The sequence below is a fragment of the Streptomyces sp. NPDC019937 genome, assembly GCF_040631655.1.
GTDB lineage: Bacteria > Actinomycetota > Actinomycetes > Streptomycetales > Streptomycetaceae > Streptomyces.
In genome coordinates, this window is the sequence record NZ_JBEYAL010000013.1 from 149,955 (window position 1) to 172,279 (window position 22,325).

Annotated in this window: 23 protein-coding genes and 1 pseudogene; 10 read left to right on the plus strand and 14 right to left on the minus strand. The window is 72.9% G+C overall.

Annotated elements, in window-relative coordinates:
* Positions 1–180: 180 nt before the first annotated feature.
* A complete protein-coding gene (locus ABZ562_RS15680; protein WP_361478763.1) occupies positions 181–663 on the minus strand; it encodes a hypothetical protein in 483 nt (160 codons plus the stop codon).
* A gap of 233 nt (positions 664–896) precedes the next feature.
* Here ABZ562_RS15680 and ABZ562_RS15685 point away from each other — a divergent pair, with 233 nt between their 5' ends.
* A complete protein-coding gene (locus ABZ562_RS15685) occupies positions 897–1,430 on the plus strand; it encodes a calcium-binding protein (protein WP_361478766.1) in 534 nt (177 codons plus the stop codon).
* 26 nt (positions 1,431–1,456) lie between these two features.
* Positions 1,457–1,989, plus strand: a pseudogene (locus ABZ562_RS15690) (class I SAM-dependent methyltransferase).
* 24 nt (positions 1,990–2,013) lie between these two features.
* Here ABZ562_RS15690 and ABZ562_RS15695 read toward each other — a convergent pair.
* From ABZ562_RS15695 to ABZ562_RS15715, 5 genes are read right to left on the minus strand one after another with little or no spacing between them, the layout of a single operon-like run.
* Positions 2,014–2,880: an AraC family transcriptional regulator gene (locus ABZ562_RS15695; protein ID WP_361478769.1), complete on the minus strand. Its 867-nt coding sequence runs from the start codon at positions 2,878–2,880 to the stop codon at positions 2,014–2,016.
* Between the two features lie 29 nt (positions 2,881–2,909).
* The gene (locus tag ABZ562_RS15700) at positions 2,910–3,356 is read right to left on the minus strand and encodes a DUF6010 family protein (RefSeq protein ID WP_361478895.1); all 447 of its coding nucleotides are present in this window, start codon (positions 3,354–3,356) and stop codon (positions 2,910–2,912) included.
* Positions 3,356–3,646: a hypothetical protein gene (locus ABZ562_RS15705; protein ID WP_361478772.1), complete on the minus strand. Its 291-nt coding sequence runs from the start codon at positions 3,644–3,646 to the stop codon at positions 3,356–3,358. The genes ABZ562_RS15700 and ABZ562_RS15705 overlap by 1 nt, the downstream gene beginning before the upstream one ends.
* A gap of 7 nt (positions 3,647–3,653) precedes the next feature.
* Entirely contained in the window at positions 3,654–4,115 is a 462-nt protein-coding gene (locus ABZ562_RS15710; RefSeq protein WP_361478775.1) for a hypothetical protein, read from the minus strand.
* Between the two features lie 24 nt (positions 4,116–4,139).
* Positions 4,140–4,829 carry a DJ-1/PfpI family protein gene (locus tag ABZ562_RS15715; protein WP_361478778.1) on the minus strand — a complete coding sequence of 230 codons (690 nt, stop codon included), beginning with the start codon at positions 4,827–4,829 and terminating at the stop codon, positions 4,140–4,142.
* A 222-nt stretch (positions 4,830–5,051) separates the two neighbouring features.
* Here ABZ562_RS15715 and ABZ562_RS15720 point away from each other — a divergent pair, with 222 nt between their 5' ends.
* The 4 genes from ABZ562_RS15720 (at position 5,052) to ABZ562_RS15735 (ending at position 8,529) form a co-directional block, all read left to right on the plus strand.
* On the plus strand, positions 5,052–5,990 hold the full coding sequence (locus ABZ562_RS15720) for a helix-turn-helix domain-containing protein (protein WP_361478781.1): 939 nt from the start codon (positions 5,052–5,054) through the stop codon (positions 5,988–5,990).
* An 83-nt stretch (positions 5,991–6,073) separates the two neighbouring features.
* Positions 6,074–7,333, plus strand: coding sequence for an MAB_1171c family putative transporter (locus tag ABZ562_RS15725; RefSeq protein ID WP_361478784.1), 1,260 nt, complete (start codon positions 6,074–6,076; stop codon positions 7,331–7,333).
* A gap of 177 nt (positions 7,334–7,510) precedes the next feature.
* Positions 7,511–7,951, plus strand: coding sequence for a helix-turn-helix domain-containing protein (locus ABZ562_RS15730; RefSeq protein WP_361478787.1), 441 nt, complete (start codon positions 7,511–7,513; stop codon positions 7,949–7,951).
* On the plus strand, positions 7,948–8,529 hold the full coding sequence (locus ABZ562_RS15735) for a toxin (RefSeq protein ID WP_361478790.1): 582 nt from the start codon (positions 7,948–7,950) through the stop codon (positions 8,527–8,529). The genes ABZ562_RS15730 and ABZ562_RS15735 overlap by 4 nt, the downstream gene beginning before the upstream one ends.
* Positions 8,530–8,560: 31 nt before the next feature.
* Here ABZ562_RS15735 and ABZ562_RS15740 read toward each other — a convergent pair whose 3' ends face one another.
* From ABZ562_RS15740 to ABZ562_RS15765, 6 genes are all read right to left on the minus strand, one after another.
* Positions 8,561–9,841, minus strand: coding sequence for a YeeE/YedE family protein (locus ABZ562_RS15740; RefSeq protein ID WP_361478793.1), 1,281 nt, complete (start codon positions 9,839–9,841; stop codon positions 8,561–8,563).
* Positions 9,842–10,413: 572 nt separating this feature from the next.
* Complete coding sequence (locus tag ABZ562_RS15745; protein ID WP_361478796.1) at positions 10,414–10,878, minus strand: ribose-5-phosphate isomerase; 465 nt, start codon at positions 10,876–10,878, stop codon at positions 10,414–10,416.
* Positions 10,875–12,641 (minus strand): dihydroxyacetone kinase family protein, encoded by a 1,767-nt coding sequence (locus tag ABZ562_RS15750; protein WP_361478799.1) that lies wholly within the window; start codon positions 12,639–12,641, stop codon positions 10,875–10,877. The genes ABZ562_RS15745 and ABZ562_RS15750 overlap by 4 nt, the downstream gene beginning before the upstream one ends.
* The gene (locus tag ABZ562_RS15755; RefSeq protein ID WP_361478802.1) at positions 12,638–14,098 is read right to left on the minus strand and encodes an FGGY-family carbohydrate kinase; all 1,461 of its coding nucleotides are present in this window, start codon (positions 14,096–14,098) and stop codon (positions 12,638–12,640) included. Before ABZ562_RS15755 ends, ABZ562_RS15750 begins: the two co-directional genes overlap by 4 nt.
* Entirely contained in the window at positions 14,095–15,165 is a 1,071-nt protein-coding gene (locus ABZ562_RS15760) for a 2-hydroxyacid dehydrogenase (protein ID WP_361478805.1), read from the minus strand. The genes ABZ562_RS15755 and ABZ562_RS15760 overlap by 4 nt, the downstream gene beginning before the upstream one ends.
* Before the next feature lie 5 nt (positions 15,166–15,170).
* Positions 15,171–15,839, minus strand: coding sequence for an HAD family phosphatase (locus ABZ562_RS15765; protein WP_361478808.1), 669 nt, complete (start codon positions 15,837–15,839; stop codon positions 15,171–15,173).
* A 107-nt stretch (positions 15,840–15,946) separates the two neighbouring features.
* On the opposite strand from ABZ562_RS15765, the gene ABZ562_RS15770 reads away from it, so the two are divergent.
* The gene (locus tag ABZ562_RS15770; protein WP_361478811.1) at positions 15,947–16,732 is read left to right on the plus strand and encodes a DeoR/GlpR family DNA-binding transcription regulator; all 786 of its coding nucleotides are present in this window, start codon (positions 15,947–15,949) and stop codon (positions 16,730–16,732) included.
* Positions 16,733–16,846: 114 nt separating this feature from the next.
* On the plus strand, positions 16,847–18,109 hold the full coding sequence (locus ABZ562_RS15775; RefSeq protein WP_361478814.1) for an MFS transporter: 1,263 nt from the start codon (positions 16,847–16,849) through the stop codon (positions 18,107–18,109).
* A gap of 83 nt (positions 18,110–18,192) precedes the next feature.
* Here the strand turns inward: ABZ562_RS15775 and ABZ562_RS15780 are convergent, their stop codons facing one another.
* On the minus strand, positions 18,193–19,128 hold the full coding sequence (locus ABZ562_RS15780; protein ID WP_361478817.1) for a serine hydrolase: 936 nt from the start codon (positions 19,126–19,128) through the stop codon (positions 18,193–18,195).
* 190 nt (positions 19,129–19,318) lie between these two features.
* Between ABZ562_RS15780 and ABZ562_RS15785 the strand changes: the two genes are divergently transcribed.
* Both ABZ562_RS15785 and ABZ562_RS15790 read left to right on the plus strand, forming a co-directional pair.
* Entirely contained in the window at positions 19,319–20,191 is an 873-nt protein-coding gene (locus tag ABZ562_RS15785) for an SAM-dependent methyltransferase (RefSeq protein ID WP_361478820.1), read from the plus strand.
* Between the two features lie 244 nt (positions 20,192–20,435).
* Complete coding sequence (locus ABZ562_RS15790; RefSeq protein WP_361478823.1) at positions 20,436–21,128, plus strand: haloacid dehalogenase type II; 693 nt, start codon at positions 20,436–20,438, stop codon at positions 21,126–21,128.
* On the opposite strand, the gene ABZ562_RS15795 is transcribed toward ABZ562_RS15790, so the two are convergent.
* A complete protein-coding gene (locus tag ABZ562_RS15795; RefSeq protein WP_361478898.1) occupies positions 21,026–22,129 on the minus strand; it encodes a LacI family DNA-binding transcriptional regulator in 1,104 nt (367 codons plus the stop codon). The genes ABZ562_RS15790 and ABZ562_RS15795 overlap by 103 nt on opposite strands.
* Positions 22,130–22,325 lie beyond the last annotated feature (196 nt).

Here is a 22,325-nt window from a genome sequence, read left to right on the forward strand (position 1 = left end):
CCGGAACATGGCGGACCGCGGCGGCTCACGCCCCTGAAACACCACCGCGCGCACCCGTCCCATCCGCAAACGCGGCGCGGGGCGCGCACGCACGAAGCCGCCCGCCGAAGGCCGCATCAGGCGGTCTTCGGCGGGCGGTGGGCAGGCCGGGCGGTTCGGGCGGTTCGGCGGGCGGGCCGGTCAGATACGACCGCCCGTCATCCGCGTGACGGGACCATGGCCGCTGCGCTCCGCATGGCGGCCCACGGCGTAGGAGGCCGCGGTGAGGGCGGTGACACCGGCCGCGGCACCGGCCGCGACGAGCTTGCGATTCTTCAGCACGGTCCAGGCGGTCGCCGCGGCAGAGGTCATCTGCCCGGCCGCCGAGGTCACCCCCTTCAGCGTCGCCGTCATGGCGGTACCGGCGGACTCGGCCGCCTTGCCCGCCGTGGCCCCCGCCGACGTCACGGCGTTGCCGACGGCACTGCCCGCGCCGGCCGCGGTGCGCGCCGCGCCGGTCCCGGCGGACTTGGCGGCATCGGCGGTCGCCTGGCCTGCGGACTCCGCCTTCGACGCCGTCTTCTCCGCCGCCTTCGCGGAGGTCTCCTTGGCCTTGGCGGCTGTCGCCTTCGTGGCCTTGGTGGCGCGGTCGGTCGATTCGTTGTTCGCTCCTGCGTTAGCCATGGTGTGCGAATTGCCCGATCCGGCCGATGCAAACAAGGCATGAAGATTCCGGTGAGATCCCGTGGCCATCGGGCCTGCACAGCCGCGACCTGACGGGTGCTCTATCGGCGCGATTCCATTCCTTCGAGTGAACGGCGCTCGATTGCCGCCGCATGCGGGGGGTGGCGACCGGATAGTGAGCCGGCGGCCGGACAACGGAGCTTGCCGGCCATGGACCGGAAGGGACACGGTTGATGCGCACAGAGGCCACCCAGCGGGTCGCACTCGTCTTCTCCCTGCTCGACGCCGATGGAAACGGCGTCCTGGAAGCCGAGGACTTCGAACTCATGGCGGGCCGCGTCGTCGAGGCGGCGCCCGACGCGGACGAGGCGGCCAAGGACGCCATGCGCGCGGCCTTCCGTCAGTACTGGAGGACCCTGCGCAGGGAAGCGGACGCCGACGGAAACGGCGAGATCACCTTCGAGGAGTACAGCGGCTGCGTGCTCTCGCCCGAGCGTTTCGACGCGACGATCGACGCGTTCGCCCGGGCGCTGGCCGCGCTCGGGGACCAGGACGGCGACGGGACGGTCGAACGCCCCAGGTTCATGGCGCTGATGACGGCGATCGGCTTCGAGCGCGCGAACATCGACGCCCTCTTCGACGCCTTCGGCCCCTCGGACGCGGACCGGATCCCGGCGGCGACCTGGGTCGAGGGGATCAAGGACTACTACGCCCCGGGCAAGGCCGGCATCCCCGGCGACCATCTGGTCCCGGGCACGGCGGTCTGACCACGGGTCACGGCGGCCGCGTGGCCATGACGCCCCGGGGAGGAGACAGGGCCGAGGCGAGCCGGGAGAGCACCGGCGAAGGAGTGGAAGGGGGCGTCGGGCAGACCGCTCTCACGGTGGCCGCGGCGCGGGCGATCGAGGCCCAGGCGCTACGTCGGCCTGCGGACCCGGGCCCTCGACGACTTCCTCCTGGCCCGGGCGCGCGCGGGCACCTCCCAGGTGGTCTCGCTCGGGGCGGGCCTCGATACCCGGGCGTACCGGCTCGACTGGGCCGGGGCGCACCGCCGCGGGCCTCGATCCGGCCCAGCCGGCCGCCTGGCTGGCGGAAGGGCTCCTGCTCCACCCGCCCCGCGCCGCCGAGCAGGGACTCATCGACACGGTGGACGGGCTGAGCGCGGTGGGGAGCGCCCTCGCGTACGAGGTGAAACTCGGCACGGAGTCGGCGGTGGTCCGCGCCCCGTTCGACTTCACCCGCCGTTACGGACGCGGCGCGCGCCCCGAGCCGTACGACGCCCTGGCCGCCAACCGGTGGGTGTTCGCCCACCGTCCGGGCGCGTGACGCTCAACCACCGCCCGCCACCGCTCAGACCGCGGTCCGCTCCACGGGGATCCACAGTTCCGCTTCCGCCTCCGACCCGTCCTGCGACAGCCGGGTGCGCAGGATCTCGGGCCCCGGCCTGCTCCGGTACGGGTTGGACGGGAACCACTGCGTGAACACATCGCGCCACAGGAACTGGAGCGCGCGCGGGAACGGCCCGGAGTTCTCGAAGACGGCCCAGGCCCCCGCCGGGACGGTGAGCGTGTCCAGGTCCTTTGGACCTGCGGACCCGGTCACCACGCCGTGGTAGTAGTCGAGTTCGGTCCCCTCCGCCCGGCTCGGGTCGAGGTCGTCGCTGACCCCGACGATCCCCTCCGGCTCCTGATCGGACAGTGCGGCGACGCGCCGCATCGTCTCCTGGTCGATGCCGCGGATGAACGCGGCGATCGCCGGGTTCACCCCCACATGAACGAGCGGGACCCGGGCCTTCTTGCCGACCACATGGAACCGCTCCCTTTCCACCACCCGGTATCGCATGGTGCTCCTCCCTTCGACGATGAGGCGGAAGGACATCCGTGGCTGGGAGTTCAGCGCGGCACCGCCGCGCCGGGCCTCGCCCGGGCCCACGCCGTGCAGAGCGCGGAACGCACGCGCGAACGCCTCCCCTGAGCCGTAGCCGTAGCGCACCGCGATCTCCAGCAGCGTCCGCTCTCCGGCGATCACCTCGGCCCCGGCGACGGTGAGCCGTCTGCGCCGGATGTAGTCCGACAGCGAGATCCCCGCCAGCGCGGAGAACATCCGGCGGAAGTGGTATTCCGACGTCACCGCGATCCGCGCCAGCTCGGTCACCTCGATCCGCTGATCGAGATGCGACTCGATGTGGTCCAGGGCCTCGTTCAGCCGCTCCAGCACCTCGGTCTCCTTCCCTTACGACCCTCACGTTAGGAAGACCGCACCCTGCCGGACCCGACATTTTGTGCCCGCTCCGATCGGGTGGGCCCGACCCGGCCGCGGACGAAGTCGATCAACGAGGGGCCGCCCCGGAAACACCACAGGGCGATGACGGGGTCGCAGATGGCGCAGCCGAGGGAGGAGTCATGGGCGAAGGGGATGATCGGGTTGCCTTTGGCATGGTGCACCACGTCCCAGGCGGTGTGCATGAGCCACGCGATGCCGATGAACGTCCAGGACTCCAGTCCGCGGTAGGCGACGTAGGTGATGGCGGCGGCGGCGAGGAATTCCCAGCCCCCCAAGCCACCGCCACTGAGGTAGGCCGCTCCCGCGCCCGCCACCATGATCGCGTTGAAGGGGCGTCGGTGCGGTTCGCGGATCAGCGACATCACCAGGGCGTAGACGACGCCGACCAGGATCGGCGCGAGGTAGGTCATCATGGCTGCGTTGCCCTTTCGGGGTGTCCGGGGCGTGGAAGGGCTGTTCCGGCGCGGCTGAGTCGCCGCAGTGCGAGGAGGCCGCCGACGCCGGGGATGACGGCAATGGCCTTGGTGGCGTTCGTGGCCTGCCGAAGGCACCAGGTCGCGCCGACGACGAACAGATAGGCGCAGCCGTGGGTGGGGCCCATCAGGGAGGAGATGGGCCCCAGATGGGCGGTGGCCAGGTTGGCCAGCATGATGATCAGTGAGACGAGTTCGGCGTGTGCCGCGATACGCAAGGGCCGCACGTGCACGTCATACCCCCGTGGTGGAGCCGGGGCGGATGATCATCAGGATGGTGACCGTGGCCCACAGCAGGTTGAAGACACCGGTGAGCATGGCGAGGCGGCCAGGGGCCCGGACGGCGGCGCCGGGAGCCCCCGCCGCGGTGAGGGCCCCCTCCTGGGCGGGCAGGATCAGCAGGGCCAGGACGGCGGCGGCCGCGGCGGTCAGGACGATCGAGGCGATCAGCCATGCGCTGCCGAGGACGCCGAGGCTGCTTGCGGTGGCGAACCCGAAGAGCGGTACGGCGATGCCGACGGCGGCGTAGACCCGGCAGATGCGGTGCAGCGTCCGCAGCGTGGCGAACGCCTCGTGGTCATCCGGATCGCTGTGGGCGCGGCGCAGGGCGGGCGGGAACATGCTCGCGGCGACGGTGACCGGGCCGATGGCCACCACGGCGGCCAGTACGTGGAGACAGAGGAAGAGTTTCGTCATGGTCCAGTGGTTTGTGGTGGGTGGTCAGAAGCCGACGGGCGCCAGGCCCCGATCGCGCCAGACGATGCCGCGGCGCTCATGGGCGAACAGCTCTTCGACGGCGTGCGCGATCCGCGGGCCCACCTCGCGCTCCAGCAGATGCAGGCCCAGGTCGAGTCCGGAGGTGACACCGGCGCCGGTGACGAGGTCGCCGTCGTCGACGACGCGGGCGCTCACCGCGTGGGCGCCGCTCGCGCCGAGCGCGTCCAGACCCGTGTGGTGGGTGGTGGCGTGGCGCCCTTCCAGCAGCCCGGCCCTGGCCAGGAGGAGCGACCCGCCGCACACCGTGGCGACCGTCACCTCCGGGTGCTCCATCGCCGCCTTCACCAGCGCGGGCAGCCCGGTGGCCGCGGCGCGCCCGAGAAGGACGGAGATGAACTCGTCCGGCTGCCACGTCCCCTCCCCCGCCCCCTGCCCGGGCACCTCACCGGGCTCGCCGAGGCGGCCCGCGGCGCCGGGGACGAGGATCACACCGGCTCGCTCGGGGTCGAGGGCGGCGGTGGCCCACAGGGTCAGGCTCCCGGCGCCACTGGGCACTTCGCGAGGCCCTTCGGCGGACACCAGTTCCACGCTCACCGCGCCCGCCGAGGCGGCGCCACCGGCGTACAGCACCTCGTAGGGGGCGATGACATCGAGCGGGTCGAAGCCGTCGAACAGCACAACCTGGACATGCATGGAGGGCCCTCTTTCACCAGGCTCGCGGTGGCGGGAAGTCCGGCCTGCGCCGGGAACGCCCCCGAAGCTAACCGGCTGCCGCCCCTCCTCCCAGTGGCATGAGTGCCACCTTTCAACGGGATAGTGCCACCGTCGGCGAGAGCGCTCCTGAACTGCGGCGAAGGGGAGAACTCGGCGGTCCGGGCCGCTTCGGGCCATCCGGCGAGGGGGTATCTTCCGGCCATGCACACCATCGCCGTACTCGCCCTGGACCAGGTGATCCCGTTCGACCTGTCCACGCCGATCGAGGTCTTCAGCCGCACCCGCCTGCCGGACGGGCGCCCCGGCTACCAGATCCGGGTGTGCGCCGAGCGCCAGGACATCGACGCCGGGACCTTCGCCCTGCGCGCGCCCTGGGGCCTCGACGGGCTGAGCGGGGCGGACACCGTCATCGTGCCCGGTACCGCCGATCCCTCGGCCCCGCTCGCGCCCGATGTCCGCGACGCCCTGCGGGCGGCGGCCGCGGACGGCACACGGATCGCCTCCATCTGTTCGGGCACCTTCGTCCTGGCCGCCACCGGTCTGCTCGACGGGCTGCGGGCCACCACCCACTGGATCGCGGCCGGTCTCCTGGCCGAGGCCTACCCGGACATCGAGGTGGACCCGGACGTCCTGTACGTGGACAACGGCCAGTTCCTCACCTCCGCGGGCGCCGCCGCGGGCCTGGACCTGTGCCTGCACATGATCCGCCGCGACTACGGCTCGGCCGTCGCCGCCCACGCCGCCCGGCTGTCCGTCATGCCGCTGGAACGCGAAGGCGGGCAGGCGCAGTTCATCGTCCACGACTACCCGCCCACCCCCCAGGGCTCGGTCCTCGAACCCCTGCTCGCGTGGCTGCAGGACAACCTGGGCCGCGACCTCACCCTCGCCGACATCGCCGCCCACGCCGGGACCAGCACCCGGACCCTGATACGCCGCTTCCGCGAGCAGACCGGCACCACCCCGCTCCAGTGGCTGCACCGCGCCCGCGTCCGCCAGGCCCAGCACCTTCTGGAGACCACGCCCCACTCCGTCGAACGCATCGGCGCCCAGGTCGGGTTCGGCTCCCCCACCGCCTTCCGCGACCGCTTCAAGCGGACCACCGGCGTCAGCCCGCACACCTACCGCCGCACCTTCAGCTGATATGTGACCGGGATCACGGCGCACGCCCGCACGACTCCGGCGACTTCCCGATGACCGTTGTAGCCGACAGGTATCGTGCGGCCATGGACGTTTCCGGAATGAGGGACACCGGGGAGAACGCCATCAACACGCTCTGCTTCGTCATCGCGGCGCTCGCGTCGTATGCCGCGCTCATCTACCGGCTGTGCCAGGTCAGGCGGAGCCGGCGGGACAGCGTCCACCGCGTCCTGGTCGTCACGCTGCTGCTCCAGTGCCTCACCTTCACGATGGGCGTCCTCATCGTGAAGAGCGGGAGCTTCCTGGGCGTCGGCAACCTCGCCATCCTGGTGATGCATCTGTCGGCGGTCGGCAGCGGCGTGAGCGCGCAGATCATCCTGTTGCGCTGGTCGGCCGCCGATGAGGAGGCGGCACGGAAGGCCCGCTACTGGCTGATCGCGGGCATCGCCCTCACCGTGTTCCTGAGCGCGCTGTTCTTCGTCGCCGACGGCCCCCGGCGCCCGGCGTCGGACTTCAACAGCGGCAGCGACCGGCCGCTGGTCCTCACCTACCTCCTGGTCTTCACCGCCTCCCAGGCGGTTCCGTGCGTGGCCATCTACCGGCAGTGCGGCCCCTACGCGCGGATGACCGACAAGGTCTCGCTGCGGCAGGCCCTGCGACTGCTGTCCGTCGCCGCGGTGGTCCTCTTCCTGTACTGCCTGGCCAGGACGGCCAGCATCCTCACCGCCGCGCTCGGGATCGACGTCGGCGTCTGGACGGTCGCCCCGACCGTCCTCAGCACCGCGGGCATCGTCATCCTCTCGGCCGGCCTGACCATCTCCTCCTGGGGCGCCTCGGCGGCCAGGCTGCTGGAGTGGGCGCGGCGTTACCGGTCCTACCGGGCCCTGTATCCGCTCTGGCGGGATCTGTACGAGTCCTCCCCGGACATCGTCCTGGAGCCGCCGGGGGCCGCGGTGTCCGACCTCGACTACCGGCTCCACCGGAGGGTGATCGAAATCCGGGACGGCTGGCGGGACTTGCGCCCCTACATCGACCGCACCGCCGGGGCCGCCGGCGGCGCGGCGGCGCCGGGCGTGCGTGAGGGCGTCGGGGAGGAGCACCGGCAGGCGTTCGCCGAAGCGGCCCGGATCCGGCAGGCCCTGGACGCGAAGCGCACCGGCACCCTCCCCGATCACAGCGAGGACGCGGGCGGCTCCGACGACCGCGACACGGGCAACTTCACCGCGGAGGTCGCCTGGCTCACCCAGGTGGCGTCCGCCTATCGCAGGCTCAACGGCGCGGGACGAGAGGTCCCGCCCGGACTGCCCCCGTCAGACCGGGCGGGCTTCTCCCCCGTTCCCCCGTGATCCCCCGTTCTCCGACAGGCCGTTCACCAACTCGGCTACCCCCGAGAGCGAAGTTAGCTGACAGCTATCGGCGCGGTCCCACGGTGGCGGAATGGCGGCAGATTGTCAACTGACAGCTAATCTGGGAGACTGACGGCGAGCCAAGAGCACATTGAGGAGGTGAAGGGAGGAGACCGCGTGTCCGAGACTGACGACCGGCCCGTGCTGGCAGTGCGCCTGGACAACCTCTTCAAGACGGTTCGCCCCAAGGGCAAGCACCGGACCAACGCCGAGGTGGCGGAGGAGCTGAAGCGGGCCAACCCCGAGCTGAAGGTCGGGGGTGTGTATCTGTCGCAGTTGCGGACGGGGAAGCGCTCCAACCCCTCACCGGATCTCCTGGCCGCCCTGGCGCGCTTCTTCGGCGTGTCGGTGGCCTACTTCTTCGACGACGAGGTCGCCGAGTCGGTGCTCAGCGAGGTCGCCGCCATCGAGGCGCTGCGGCAGGCGGGGGTCCGGGCCGTGGCGATGCGGGCGGCCGGGATGAAGAAGGAGAACCTGCAAGCCATCACGACCATCATGGATCAGTACCGGCAGCTGCAGGGCCTGCCGCCCGTCACCGACGCCGTGGACCCCGAGTGAGGGGCCTGAGAGGGGTGCGGCCGGCCGGTCAGGACCGCCGCAGCCAGCTCAAGCGGCTCCGGAAGGCCGGTGCCCGGCTGATCGCCGAACTGGATCTGCCGGAAGTGGCCGATGTGGCCGAACTGTGCCGCTGTCTCGGCGAGATCCGCGCACGTCCGATCACGCTGGTCCCGATGCGGATTCCCCCCTCGCACCCGTGCGGCATGTGGGTCGCCGCACGCGACGAGGACCTCATCTTCTGCGACGCCAACACGACCAGCGTGCACCAGGAGCACATCGTCCTGCACGAGCTGGGCCACATCATCTGCCGCCATCGCGGGGCGGGCGGGCTGGACGAGGCCGGCTCCCGCCTCCTCTTCCCCAACCTCGACCCCGACCTGGTGCGGGACATGCTCCTGCGCGCCACCTATGACGACGTCCAGGAGCAGGAAGCGGAGATCATCGCCTATCTGCTCTCCCAGCGGGTGGGCGGCACCGTGGAAGCGCATGGCGTGCCGTCCGCGGAGGAAGCCGGTGACGGCGCCGCGCGGGGACGGGACGACTCCCCGCTCAGCCGGATCGAGCGCACCCTGATCTGACCGGAGCGCGTCCCCGCGGCGCGCGCCGCCCTCAGCAGACGCCGTCGCCCGGCTTGGGGTTCCCGAGCCCGAACAGCGGGCGCAGCTTCAGCCCGGCCCAGGTGCCGAGGAGCGCGAAGGCTCCCCAGAGCCAGCCGTGGAGGCTGCCGGAGGCGATGCCCGCGAGGTACGCGCCGATGTTGCAGCCGCCCGCCAGCCGGGCGCCGATGCCCATCAGCACCCCGCCGAGCACCGCCGCGACCGCCGTCCGCCACGGCACGCCGCGGTGGAGCGTCCACGTGCCGCCGAGCGCCGCGGCGGCCGCCGCGCCGATCATGATGCCGATGTCGGTGAGGCTGGTCTTGTCGCCGAGCACGGGCCCGGCGAGCATTTCCTTGTTCCCGGGCTGCTGCCACCAGCTCCAGTTCTCCGGGTGGCCGCCGAGGGCTCGTACCAGCTCCGCACCCCACAGGCTGAAGGCGCTGGTGACGCCCCACGCGCCGCCGGACACCAGCAGCACTCCGGCCCCCAGCACGGCCAGCGCCAGGGCCCCGACGGCCAGCGGCCACGAGCCGCGCAGCACCCGGGCGGCGGCACCGCGCGCGGAGGGCACCGGGCCGATCGGCGGCGGGGTGCGGCGGGCCTGCACCCGGCGGCTGACCAGGACGATGGCGGCGAGCACGAGGATCGTCACGGCCCAGGAGCCGAACCAGCCGATGTGGTCGGCCATGACGACCGGCTCCAGCGCGGGCAGGTCCTTCCACAGGTCGAACTGCCAGGCGGCGAGGGTCGCACCGGCGATGAAGCCGCCGAGGGTGAGGAGGATCGACGTCTGCCCCGAGCCGACCGCGAAGAGCGTGCCGGACGCGCAGGCGCCGCCGAGCTGCATCCCGACGGCGAAGACGAACGAGCCGATCAGCAGTCCCAGGCCGAGCGGTCCGGCCGAGGGCGCCGGAACGGACCCGAACAGCCCGGTCCCCGTGCCGATGAGCAGGGCGAACAGGGTGGCCGTGGTGCCGAGCAGCAGGGTGTGGGCGCGCAGCCCGGTGCCGTTGCCGACGGCCACCAACTGCCGCCAGGCGGAGGTGAAGCCGAAGCGGGAGTGGAAGAGGGCGATGCCCAGGCCGAGTCCGAGCAGCAGCAGGACGCCGGGCTTGGCCCCGTGGGCGGACCACACGTACGCGGTCAGCGCCACGCCGAGCAGCCCGGACACGGCGAGCGGCACCCGGCGCACCGGCGGCGCGGCGGGCGCCTCGGGCCGGGGCGCTGAGGTGGGTGAGGGGGACAGCAGGGCGGCGGTCTTCGCCGCCTGAGCGGGCGGGGCGGTGGTCACGGGCGGGCTCCGGGGCGTTCGGGGAGGCGAGCGGGGGGACGGGGTTACGGCGCCGGGCCGGACGACCCGGCCGGGGCGCGGCACCACGGGGCGCGGCGGCGCGCCGGGGACCGGCCGGTTCCGGCTCAGCGGCGACAGAGGCCGTCGTCGACGCACCACGCCGAGTTCGCGAACAGCGCGAGACACAGCAGACGGGCGGGTGCGGACATGCCCTCGAGGATACGTTCCCCCGGCAACCATCCGGAACGGCAGGTCACCGGCCGGGCTGTGGAGTGAGCCACAGCGTGGAGACGGCGGCGCGAAAGGGCCTTGCGCCGGGCACCGGCTTTTAGGGGGTGTCTTGCCGACTGCCCCTCATGAGGAGCACGAGGGCTGTGATGAGGACTTCGCGGAAGCGGAGCACCGCCACGGTGGTCTGCGGGTCCTCCTCCGGTTCGGCCGCCGCGCTCACCCTGTCGGTGACGGCCCGCTGCTCTCGCTGGGGGCCGCGGTGGGGCGGCGGCCGCGCGCCTGGCGGGCGGCGCGCTCTCTGCCGTCGGTCACACCCTCGGGGGTCAGTTCTCTTGGGCGCGTCAGTTCTCGTAGGCGCGGATGGCGGCCACCTTCTCCGCCGAGGGGGAGGTTTCGTCGAACCGCTGGGCGAGCCAGTCGTCGGTGAGCGCGCGGGCCAGTTCGAGGCCGATGACGCGCTGGCCGAAGCAGAGGACCTGGGCGTTGTTGCTGAGGACGGAGCGGCGTACGGAGTAGCTGTCGTGGGCGGTGACCGCGCGGATGCCGGGGACCTTGTTGGCGCTGATGGCCACGCCGAGGCCGGTGCCGCACACCAGGAGGGCGCGGTCGGCGGTGCCGTCGGCGACGCGGCGGGCCGCCTCGACCGCGACGTGCGGGTACGCGGTGTGCTCGTCGCTGCCCACGCCGACGTCGATGACCTCGGCCACCCGGGGGTCGGCCAGCAGGTCCTGCTTGAGGGCTTCCTTGTAGCCGTAACCGGCGTCGTCACAGCCGACGACGATCCGGAACGGAGTCGCGGTGGTCATACGGCATCGCTTCCTGTCGTCGTGTGCCGGGCGGGAAGGTCGGCGACCGCGGTCAGGACCGCGGCGAGGGAGGTGGCTCCGGGGTCGGGGGTGCCCACGCTGCGCTCGGCGAGGGGGCGGGCGCGGCCGAGGCGGGGGCGCAGGGCGGCGGTGTGCTCGGCGGCCGTACGGGCTTCGGCGACGGCGGACGCGTACGCCCCGGCCACCGGGGCCCCGGCGCGCAGTTGGCCGGCGAAGCCGGTGGCGAACGGGGCGAGGGCGTCGACCAGGGTCTTGTCGCCCACCTCGGCCCCGCCGAGCGAGGTGACGGCGGTGAGCGCTTCCGTGGCGGCGGACGCCAGTTCCTCGCGCCCGGGCGCCCGGTCCGCCGGGAGTACGGCGCCGAGGGCGCGCAGCGCCGCGCCCCACAGGGCGCCCGAGGTGCCCCCGGCCTCCGCCGCCCAGGCGTCCCCGGCGGCGGCGAGCACGACCGCCGGGGCGAGGCGTTCGGCGTGTGCCTTCTCGGCGGCCGCCAGCGCCGCGTCGACGCCCTTGCACATGCCGCGGCCGTGGTCGCCGTCGCCCGCGACCGCGTCCAGCCGTCCCAGGGCGTCCGCGTCCCGGTGCAGCGCGTCGCGGGCGGCGCGCAGGGCGTGGACGGCCCGCTCGGCGACCTCGGCCGCCGCGCCGGACGCGGTGGCGGCGGGCCGGTCCCGGCGGCGCTGGGCGGCTGCGGGCCGTACGGCGGCGGCTTCGGCCGGGACGTCGGCCGGGGGTGCGGGCGGGGCGCCCCGGCGGAAGGCCGGGGTGTCGGCGGGGGCGCGCCACAGCCGCTCCAGCTCGCCGTCCAGCCAGGTCAGGGTGAGGGAGCAACCGGCCATGTCGAGGCTGGTGACGAGTTCGCCGACCTCGGGGCGTACGGGGGTGAGCCCGGCCTCGCGCAGCAGCCGGGACACCGCGCCCCACAGCACGTACAGCTCCTCGTACTTGGTGGCGCCGAGCCCGTTGAGGACGACGGCGACGCGCCCGCCGTCGCCCGCGTCGGCGGGCCGGTCCGCCAGCACCCCGGTGACCAGGGTGCGGGCCAGCTCCTCCGCCGTGCCCAGGGTGTCCTCGCTGACGCCCGGTTCGCCGTGGATGCCCAGGCCCAGGCCGAGGCGGCCCTCTGGGACGGTGAACAGGGGCGCCTCGCCGCCCGGCAGGGTGCAGCCGTCGAAGGCCACGCCGAGCGTGCGGGTCCGGGTGTTGGTGTGCTCGGCGACGCGGACGACCTCCGCCAGCGGGGCGCCCTCCTCGGCCGCCGCCGACGCGGTCTTGAAGACGACGAAGCCGCCCGCGATGCCGCGGCGCCGCGCCGTCTGGTCCGCGGGCGCGGAGGCGATGTCGTCGGTGACGGCGAAGCAGCGGGCGGGTATCCCGTCGCCCTCCAGCTGCCGTGCCGCGAGGCCGAAGTTCATCACGTCACCGGCGTAGTTGCCGAAGAGGAAGAGGACACCGCCGCCCGCCTCCGCCGCCTCGGCGACCGAGCGGGCGCGGGCGGCCGACGGGGAGGTGAACACGTCGCCGATGACCGAGCCGTCGGCGAATCCGGGGCCGACGACCCCGCAGAAGGCGGGGTAGTGGCCGGAGCCGCCGCCGGTGAGGACGGCCACCTTCCCCTCGGGGGCGGGGCGGGCGCGCACCACGCCGCCGGGCACGGCCCGTACGTGGTCGGGGTGGGCGGCGGCGAACCCGGTGATCATGTCGTCGGTGAACCGGGAGGGGTCGTTGAAGAGCCTGGTCATCGTGTGCTCCAGCCGTCGCGTGCGGCATCGAGGGCGAGGCGGTAGTCGGCGTAGCCCTCGGCGTAACTGTCGATCAGCCCGGCTTCAGCGGGCACGGTGCGGCGGGGCGCGCGCCAGGCGGCGGGGTCGACGGGCGTGCCGAGGGAGTGCCAGGCGGTCTGGGCCGCGCCGCGGATGCCCACGGCGTCGTCGCAGACCTCCAGGTCGCGGCCGAGGACTCCGGCGAAGACGCGCGCCCACTCCCCGGAGCGCGCGCCGCCGCCGCACGCGGTGACGGGGCCGCGGACGCCGAGGGTTTCCATGCAGTGCCGGGCCGAGTAGGCGACGGCCTCGCACAGCGCCCGTATCAGGTCGGCGCGCCCGGTCAGCGGGGAGAGGCCGTCGAACCGGCCACGGGCCCGGGCGTCGACGAAGGGGGCGCGCTCGCCGCTGGCGGACAGGAACGGCAGCGCGGTGACGCCCGAGGCGCCGGGCGGGGACTGGACGAGCAGCGCGTCCAGCGCCTCGATCTTCACGTCGAGCAGTTTCAGCAGCCAGTCCAGGCCCGCGGTGCCGATCATGGCGGGCATGACGCGCAGGAACCGGCCCTCGTAGGGGGTGGCCAGGACCATTCCGGCCGGTTCGTCGGCGGCGGCCGGGCGCGGCTCGCTGTCGAGGGTCTGGGCGGCGAGGGTGGTGCCGATGATGAGGTTGCCCTCGCCGGGTTCGGCGACGCCCGAGCCGAAGGCGCAGGCCGGGATGTCGAACGGACCGGCGGAGACCGGCAGTCCGGCGGGCAGGCCGAGGCGCCGGGCGGCGCCGGGCAGGAGCGGGTGCAGGGTGCCGGGAGGCGCCGGGTCCGGCAGCAGCTCGCGGTGGTCGGTCAGTCCGCACAGGTCGAGGGCGGTCTCGTCGTAACGGCGGGTGGCGACGTCGAGGAACGGCTGCGAGGCGTCGGAGGCGTCGACGGTCACGGCGCCGGTCAGCCGCTGTACGACGGCGTCCACGCAGTACCCGGCGACGTGGGCCGCCGCCAGCCGCTCCGGCTCGTGTTCGGCGAGGTGGGCCAGCAGGGGCGCGGCGGAGCCGGGGAACAGGCCGACGCCGGTGCGCCGGTGCAGGGCGCGCAGGGTGCCGTCGGCGGTCCACGTGTCGAGCCGGTCCGCGGCCCGGCCGTCCATCCAGGACAGCGCGCGGCCGACGGGGGCGCCGGTGGCGTCGCGCAGCCACAGCCCGTCGCCCTGCCCGGTGAGGGCCAGGGCCTCGACCGGTTCGCCGTCCAGGTCCGCGGCGTCGGCGAGGGCGGCCCGTACGACGGTCTCCACGGTGCCCACGACGTCGTCCAGGTCCTGTTCGACGCGCTGCCCGGGCAGGGTGTAGACGGTGCTGCGGGCCTCGTGGGCGGGGGTGGTGCGGCCGTCGCGGGATATCAGCTGGGCCTTGGTGACCGACGTACCGATGTCCACTCCGACGATCATGATCGGCCTCCGGTCAGCACCTCCGGGTTGGCGACGTGCCGCAGTGGTTCGCCGCGCAGGAAGCGGGCGGCCTCGGCGGCGGTGATCGCGGCGGCCCGGTCGGCGGTCTGCCGGGTGGCGCCCGCCAGATGGGGGGTGGTGATGACGTTGGGCGCGCGGTGCAGCGGCCAGTCCGCCGGGGGCGGTTCGACGTCGTAGACGTCGAGAGCGAGCGCGCCGAGCCGGCCGGACTCCAGCAGCCCGGGCAGCGGGGCGTAGTCGAGCAGGTCGCCGCGGGCGGAGTTGACGAGGACGGCGCCCTCGGGCAGCAGGGCGAGGTTGCCGGCGTTGAGCAGATGCCGCGTCTCGGGGGTGACCCGGGCGTGCAGGCTCACCACCGAGCTGCGCCGCAACAGGTCGTCCAGGGCGGTGAGTTCGACGCCGTCGGCCCGCGCCCGGTCCGGGTCCGCGTACGGGTCGGACACGAGGACGTGGGCGCCGAAGGCGCGCAGCACGCGGGCGACGATCGCGCCGATGGCCCCGTAGCCGACGAGGCCGACGGTGGCGCCGTCGAGTTCGAGCCCGGCGTTCTCGTAGGCGTAGTAGTCGCCGCGCCACACGCCCTCCTTCAGGGCGGCGTCGGCGAAGGTGATGCGGCGCAGGGCGGCGAGGATCAGGCCGACGGCGAATTCGGCGGCCGCGGCGGCGTTGCGGCCGGGGGTGAAGGTGACGGGGATCCCGGCGGCGGTGGCGGCGGCCACGTCCACGTTGACGGGGCCGCCGCGGGCCACGCCGATGAACCTCAGCCGCGGTGCCTCGCGGATGACCCGGGCGGTGAAGGGGGCCATCTGGGTGAGGGCGACGCTCGCGTCACCGAGGGCCTCCAGCACCTGTTCCTCGGTGCCGCTGGCCTCCTTGACGCCGCCGTCGCCCCGCGCGTCGGCCCCGACCGGGCCGAAGGGCTCGTTCGGCCAGCGGGTGCGCAGGGTGCGGAAGGCCAGCCCGGCGGAGGGCAGGGCGTCGGCGAGGGCGGTGGAGAAGAGTTCGGGGGCGATGAAGTCGTCGCCGGCTACCAGGACCGTGGTCATGTCGGTCACTCCCCTCGGGCGTCGAGCCGCCCCAGCAGGAAGTCGGTCACGGCGCCGTGGTCCGGGGAACGGAAGGCGGCGGCCGCGAGGGCGTCCTCGGCGGGTGGGTACTGCGGATTGGGGATGGCCACGACCGTCATCCCGGCGGCCGCGGCGGCGCGCAGTCCGTTGCTGGAGTCCTCGACCGCCAGACAGCGCTCCGGGGCCACGCCGAGCGCGCTCGCGGCGGCGAGATAGACGTCCGGGCTGGGCTTGCCGCGCTCCACCTCCGCGCTGGAGACGGTCGCCTTGAAGTGGTGATCGACGCCGTGGTGGACGAGGACGGCGTCGATGACGCGGCGCGGCGCGGAGGAGGCGAGCGCGACGGGTCCGCGCTCGGCGGTGGCGGTGATCATCTCGCGGGCGCCGGGCAGCAGTTCGATGCGCCCGTCGGCCAGCGCCCGGACCATGCCGTCGACGACGGTTCGTTCGGTGTCCTCGGCGGAGCCGCCCGCCCCGCAGAACCGGGTGAGGTACGCGGCCCACTCGGGGGCGCTCATCCCCTGCACGTCACGGGTCTGCTCCGGGCCCCAGGAACGGCTGTGCGCGGCGGCGTACGCGGTCCACAGCTCCTCCCACAGATGCTCGCTCTCCACCAGTACGCCGTCCATGTCGAAGACCACTGCGTCGGCCATGCGTACCCCTGATCTGCTGGCTGGTGATTCCGTCCCAGCGAAATTAACAGTGATGCTGTGAGTTGTCACTGGTTACATGTGAGAAATTGGCACGGCAGGATGGAGTCATGACTCTCCCGTCTTCGCGCGGTGCGCGGCAACAGCGACACCAACTGATCGTCGACCACGTCCTGGCCCGGGGGGACGCCACCGTGGCCGAGCTGGCCGAGCTGACCGGCGTCAGCCTGATGACGGTCCACCGGGACATCGCCGAGCTGGCGGACCGCGGCATCCTGCGCAAGTACCACGGCGGGGTCTCCGCGCAGCCCTCGATGGTCTTCGAGTCCAGTTCGGACTTCCGGCTGCACGCGCACACCGAGGAGAAGCGGGCGCTGGCCCGCGCCGCGCTGTCGTTCGTGGCGCCGGGGATGTCGGTGATGCTGGACGACTCGACCTCGGCGCTGGCCCTGGCGCGGCTGTTGCCCGAGGTGGGGCCGCTGACCGTGGTGACGAACTACCGGCTGATCACGGAGGAGCTGCGGGGGGTCGAGGGCATCCGGTTGATCTGCGTGGGCGGCGAGTACTCGCGCACCCACGACTCGTGGATCGGGCTGCCGGCGATCGACATGATCAGCGGCGTCTCCGTCGATCTGACCGTGCTGTCCACCTCCGGGATGACCGCGGGCATGACCTTCCATCAGGAGCAGGAGATCGTCAGCATCAAGCGGGCGGCCCGGCAGGCGGGCGCGACGAGCGTGCTGCTCATGGACCACAGCAAGGTGGGCCGCCGGGCGCTGCACCGGCTGGAGAGCGTGGACTCCTTCGACCATGTGCTGCTGACCGGCCCGGTGGACGAGGAACTGCTGCGGGAGATGCGGGAGCAGACGGATGTGCGGGTGGTCGACGCGGAATAGTTAACATCGCACCTCGTTAGTCTTACCAAGACTCTTGATATTTCTCTCGGCGCGCTTGAGTATCTGCGGTCGTACTCCGTCACACCGCAGACACACCTCGAAGTGGAGGCAGCGATGCCGAAAGCCTTGGTCCTGGGCTATGTGGGCGTGCTCCTGTTCATGATCGGCGATGGTGTCGAATCCGGCTTCATCGCCCCGTACATGGCCGACCACGGCGCCGCGACGGACGTACGGGCCGGGTATGTCATCACGGTGTACGGCATCGCCGTCATGCTGGCGTCCTGGTTCTCCGGCGCGCTCTGCCAGGTGTGGGGGCCGCGCCGGGTGATGTGGACGGGCCTGGTGATCTGGGCCGTCTTCGACGCCGCGTATCTGCTGTTCGCGCTGGGCACGGAGAACTACCCGCTGATGCTGCTCTTCTACGGCATCCGCGGCTTCGGCTATCCGCTCTTCGCGTTCGGCTTCCTGGTCTGGATCACCAACACGGCGCCGAAGGCCCGGCTGGGCACCGCCGTCGGCTGGTTCTACTTCGCCTTCACCGGGGGCCTGCCCACCCTCGGCTCGCTGTGGTCGAGCCTGACCATCCCGTGGTTCGGCCGCCTGGGCACGCTGTGGTCCGCCCTCGCCCTCATCCTCATCGGCGGCGCCATCGCCCTGGTCGGCGCGCGCCGCAGGCCCGGCGGCGACCGGATGGCGCCGCCGGAGGTCACCACCCGGCAGAGCCTGCTCAACTCCGTCTCCATCATCTGGACCCATCCGCGCGTCCTGGTGGGCTGCCTGGTCCGGGTCATCAACACCGCCCCCGAGTTCGGCATGCTGGTCTACCTGCCGCGGATCTTCTCCGACGACATCGGGTTCGGCGAGGACAAGTGGCTCCAGCTGCTGGCGATCATCTACGGCACGAACATCTTCTTCAACCTCATCTTCGGTGTCCTCTCCGACCGCATCGGCTGGCGCACCACCATCGCCGGTTTCGGCGCCCTGGGCTGCGCGATCAGCGTCACGACGCTGTACTTCGTCCCGGTGTGGCTCGGCCCGGACCACTTCTGGGTCGCGGTGCTGGCGGGCATGTTCTACGGGGCCACCCTCGCGGGCTTCGTCCCCATCTCGGCGCTCATCCCGTCGATGGCCCCGGAGAACAAGGGCGGTTCGATGGCCCTGCTCAACCTGGGCGCGGGCGGCGCGGCCTTCGTCGGCCCGGCGCTCGCCAGCCTCTTCTTCCCGCTGGTCGGCGCGGGCGGCGTCACACTCGTCTTCCTCGCCCTGTACCTGGTGGCCTTCGTGCTGACGCTGCTGCTGAAACTGCCGGAGGAGCGGGACGGCGAGCCGGCGGCGCCGGACGCGTCCCGCAAGGACGCGGCCACGACGTCGTCGTAGAGCCCGGCCGGAAACACCGGTGCCCCGGCCGGGGTCGTCTCCGGCCGGGGCACCGCGCTCTCACCCCGAAGGGGCTCCACGGGTCAGTCCCGCTGAGCGTCCTCGGGGAGCTTGCGCCACTTCACCTGGGTGTCGGTGTCGTACGCGAAGTCGAGCATCTTCTGCGCGTCCGGGTAGCGGTCCGTCGCGTCGTTCAGGACGACTCCCACGACCGTACGGCCATCGCGCTCGGCGGCGAACACCAGACAGGGACCGGCGGGGGTGGTGGTCCCGGTCTTGACCCCGATGGCGCCCTTGTAGGAGCCCAGGAGACGGTTGGTGTTGTCCCAGGAGTAGTACCGGGTGCGGCCGTTGGCCGCCGGTGCCTCCTGCTTGGTGGACACCGACTTGACGACGGTCCGGAAGGTGGAGTTCTCCATCGCCCGCTGCGTCAGCTCGGCGATGTCACGGGGCGTCGAGTAGTTGTCACTGCTCGCCGAGACACCGTCGAAGGAGTCGTAATGGGTGTTGGTGAGGCCCAGGTCCTCCGCCTTGGCGTTCATCTTGGAGACGAACGACTTGGTACGGTCGGCCACGGTGTCGCCGGTGCCGAACGTGTCGGCCAGCGCCATCGCCGCGTCACAGCCCGACGGGAGCATCATCCCGTACAGCAGCTGGTTGACGGTCAGCTTGTCGCCGGTCTGCAGGTCCGCCGTGCTGGCCTCCGTCTTGGTGACGTAGTCACGGTAGTCCTGCTTGACGGTGATCTGCTTGTCGAGATCCACGTTCTTGGACTCGAGTACCACGAGCGCGGCCATGATCTTCGTAGTGCTCGCCATCTGACGCCGGGTGTCGGCGTCCTTGGCCATCAGCTCCTCGTCGGAACCGGTGTCGAGCAGATACGCGCCCTTGGCGCCGACCTCCGGTGGTTCGGGAGAGGCCTGGGCCACCGCCACCGGGACCGCGATCGCCACGGCCACCGTGGACGCGACCGCCGCCACCCTCCAGCGGCGGGTCACGGTTCCACGACGTTTATGCATTCGCCCTCCGTTTCGGTAGAAAATCGTTTCGGCGGGCGCATCGTCTCACTGTGCGCAGCGCGAACTCCCCTCGGGGGCCCCGCTCCGCGGAGGTGTAGGGAATCAACTGGTCGCAGCTCAGGGGTGTTCGCGGACCGCATACCCTACGCGGGACCGCACCGACCACCCCGCCCCGTCGAGGAGAGCGCCCATGCCCGCCGATGGCCAGACCCCGCAGACACTCGGCTTCACGCCCGAGCAGATCACCACGGACCGGCCGCACCCCGCCCGCATGTACGACTACTACCTCGGCGGCAAGGACCACTACGCGGTCGACGCGGCGGCCGCCGAGGAGGTGTTACGCCGCACGCCGCAGGTGCGGGACAGCACGCGCGGGAACCGGGCGTGGATGCACCGGGCGGTGCGGTACCTGGCGGAAACGGCGGGGGTGCGGCAGTTCCTCGACCTGGGCACCGGGGTGCCCACGTCACCGAACCTGCACGAGGTCGCGCAGCGGGCGGACCCGGCCTGCCGGGTGCTGTACATGGACAACGATCCCATCGTCCTGGCCCACGCCGGCGCCCTGCTGACCTCCGGACCGGCGGGCCGCGTGGCCTACCGCCACGGTGACCTGCGGCAGCCCGCCGCGGTGCTCGGCGAGGCGCGCGCGGCGGGCATCTTCGACTGGGACCGGCCCATCGCGCTGATCCTCTCCGCCATCCTTCACTTCGTCCCCGACGAGGCGGACCCGGCCGGCCTCCTCCGCGCGTACCGCGACGCCCTGCCGGACGGCAGCTACCTGGCCATGTCACACGCGACCGGCGACTACTCCCCCACCACATCCGCCGGGGCCGCCGTCTACGCCGAGCGCAACGTCGCCGCCCCCATGGTGCTGCGCGGCCACGCCGACGTCCTGCGGCTGTTCGACGGCACGCGGCCGGTGGAGCCCGGAGTGGTACGGCTGCCGGAGTGGCATCCCGAACTCGGCGCCGCGCCACGGCCGGAGGACGGGCTGGGCTACGCCCCCGACCGGGTGTGGGCCTACGCCGGGGTGGCCAGGATCCGGCGCCGGGACCGCTCCTGACGTAACTCCTCCGCCTCACCAGCGGACCACGGTGAAGCCGACGGGCCGGTCCGCGGCAGCCGCGTGCACTCCGCCGGCGCCCCCAGCCGCTGGGGCATCTGGCCGGCGGTCAGCCAGGCGCTTGCGGGCTGCCCCCTGGCCTCTCCGACCTGCGTCACCGCCTTGAACGGTGACGGATCCGATGACAGACTCATCACCGGTTGAACCGGTAACGCTGACAGGCGCACGCATCGCGGGAGGACGCATGGACGGGATCCGCGGCATCGAGGTGGTCGTCTTCGACGTCCTGGGAACGCTGGTCGACGAGCCCGAGGGGCTCCGCGCGGCACTGCGTGAGGCACTGCCCACGGCGGACGAGGCGTCCGTCGACGCGCTGCTCACCATGTGGCAGCGGCACGTCGAGCGCGAGCAGCGACGCATCGCGCACGGGCACCGCGCGTACGCCACCCCCGAGACCCTCGACGCGGAGGCCGCCGCGCGCGTGGCCCACCACGCCGGGCTCAGCGACCCGGCGGCCATCGCCCGGCTGGCCACGGCGGGGCAGCGCCTGCCTCCCTGGGGCGACTCCGCCGCCGGTCTGGACACCCTCGCGCGGCACTTCCCCGTCCTCGGCCTCTCCAACGCCGGCCGCACCGCGCTGCCGCGGCTCAACGCACACGCCGGACTGCGCTGGCACCAAGCCCTGTCCGCCGAGGCCGCCCAGGCGTACAAACCGGCGCCGGAGGTCTATCGGCTCGCCCTCGACGCCGCCGGATGTCCGCCGGAGCGCGTACTCATGGTGGCCGCCCACGCCTGGGACCTCCGCGGCGCCCAGGCGACGGGCATGCGCACCGCCTACGTCCGACGGCCGGTCGGCGATCCGCCGACCGGCTCCGATGTCTTCGACGGGCAGTTCGGCGGGCTGGACGAGCTGGTCACCGCCCTGACGGCACGCTGAGGGGTGTCCTGCGACCGGGGTGGTGCGCTGGTGTCCCGCACCACCAGCTTCGGTTCCAGCACCGCTTCCCGCGGCTCCGCCGCATCGTCCTCCAGCCGCTCCACGGCGAACCGCACCGCGTACCGGGCCATGCGCGCGGCGTCCTGACGGACCGTCGTCAGTCCCACCGGCATCACATGCGACAGATGGCTGTCGTCGTAGCCCACCACCGACACCTCGCCGGGGACGTCGGCGCCCGCCCGCGTCAGTGTCATCAACAGGCCCATCGCACACCGGTCGTTGCCCGCGAGCACCGCTGTCGGCAGGGGGTGGCCGCGGTCGCGCTCGGCCACCAGCAGATGGCCCGCCGCGAAGCCCGACTCCTCCGTATGGGCGCCGGGGACCACCCGCGCCCCGGCCGCGAGGCCGTGGCGGCGCATCGCGGCGCGGTAGGCGCGGCGGCGTTCCGCCGAACCGGGCCCGCGGCCGCCGTCGATGTGCACGATGTGGCGGTGGCCGAGCGCCACCAGATGGTCCATGGCCTGCCGGACGCCCTTGCCCTCCGAGGTGTGGACGGTGTCGACCCGGGCGCCCGGCACGCGGCGGCCGACGGAGACGGCGACCGTGCGCCGCCCCAGCGCGTCCAGGTCGGCGGCCGGCGAGTCCGGGCCGAGCAGGATCACCGCCTCACAGCGGTGGCCGATCAGGGATTCGATCGCCTGGGACTCGCCGCGGCCCTGAGCGGTCGCGGCGAGCAGGACGTCGTAGCCGAGCCGCTCGGCCTCGGGGTGGATGGCCGTGACGAGGTCCGCGTGGAAGGCGTTCTGGACGGTGAGCATCACGCCGAGGGTCCGGCTGCGGCCCCGGGCGAGGAGCCGGGCCGCGTTGTCGGGGCGGTAGCCGATCTCGTCGGCGACGCGCAGCACCCGGTCACGGGTCGCCCGGCTCGCCCCCGGCTGGTCGCGGAAGACGATCGAGACCAGCGCCCGGGACACCCCCGCCTCCGCCGCGACGTCCGCCATCGTGGGGCGCCGCTTGCCCGTTCCGTCCACCGTTCGACCCCGCCTTCCCCGCGCCCCGCGTGTCATGTCGTTCCCGCTCGCCCCGGTCCGCGCACCTGAAAACGTACGGCAACCCTCTATTGACATGACATTTGGACAAGCGCCATCGTACTCCTACTGGAGCGCGCTAGTAGAGCGCGGCAGATCCCCCAACAGC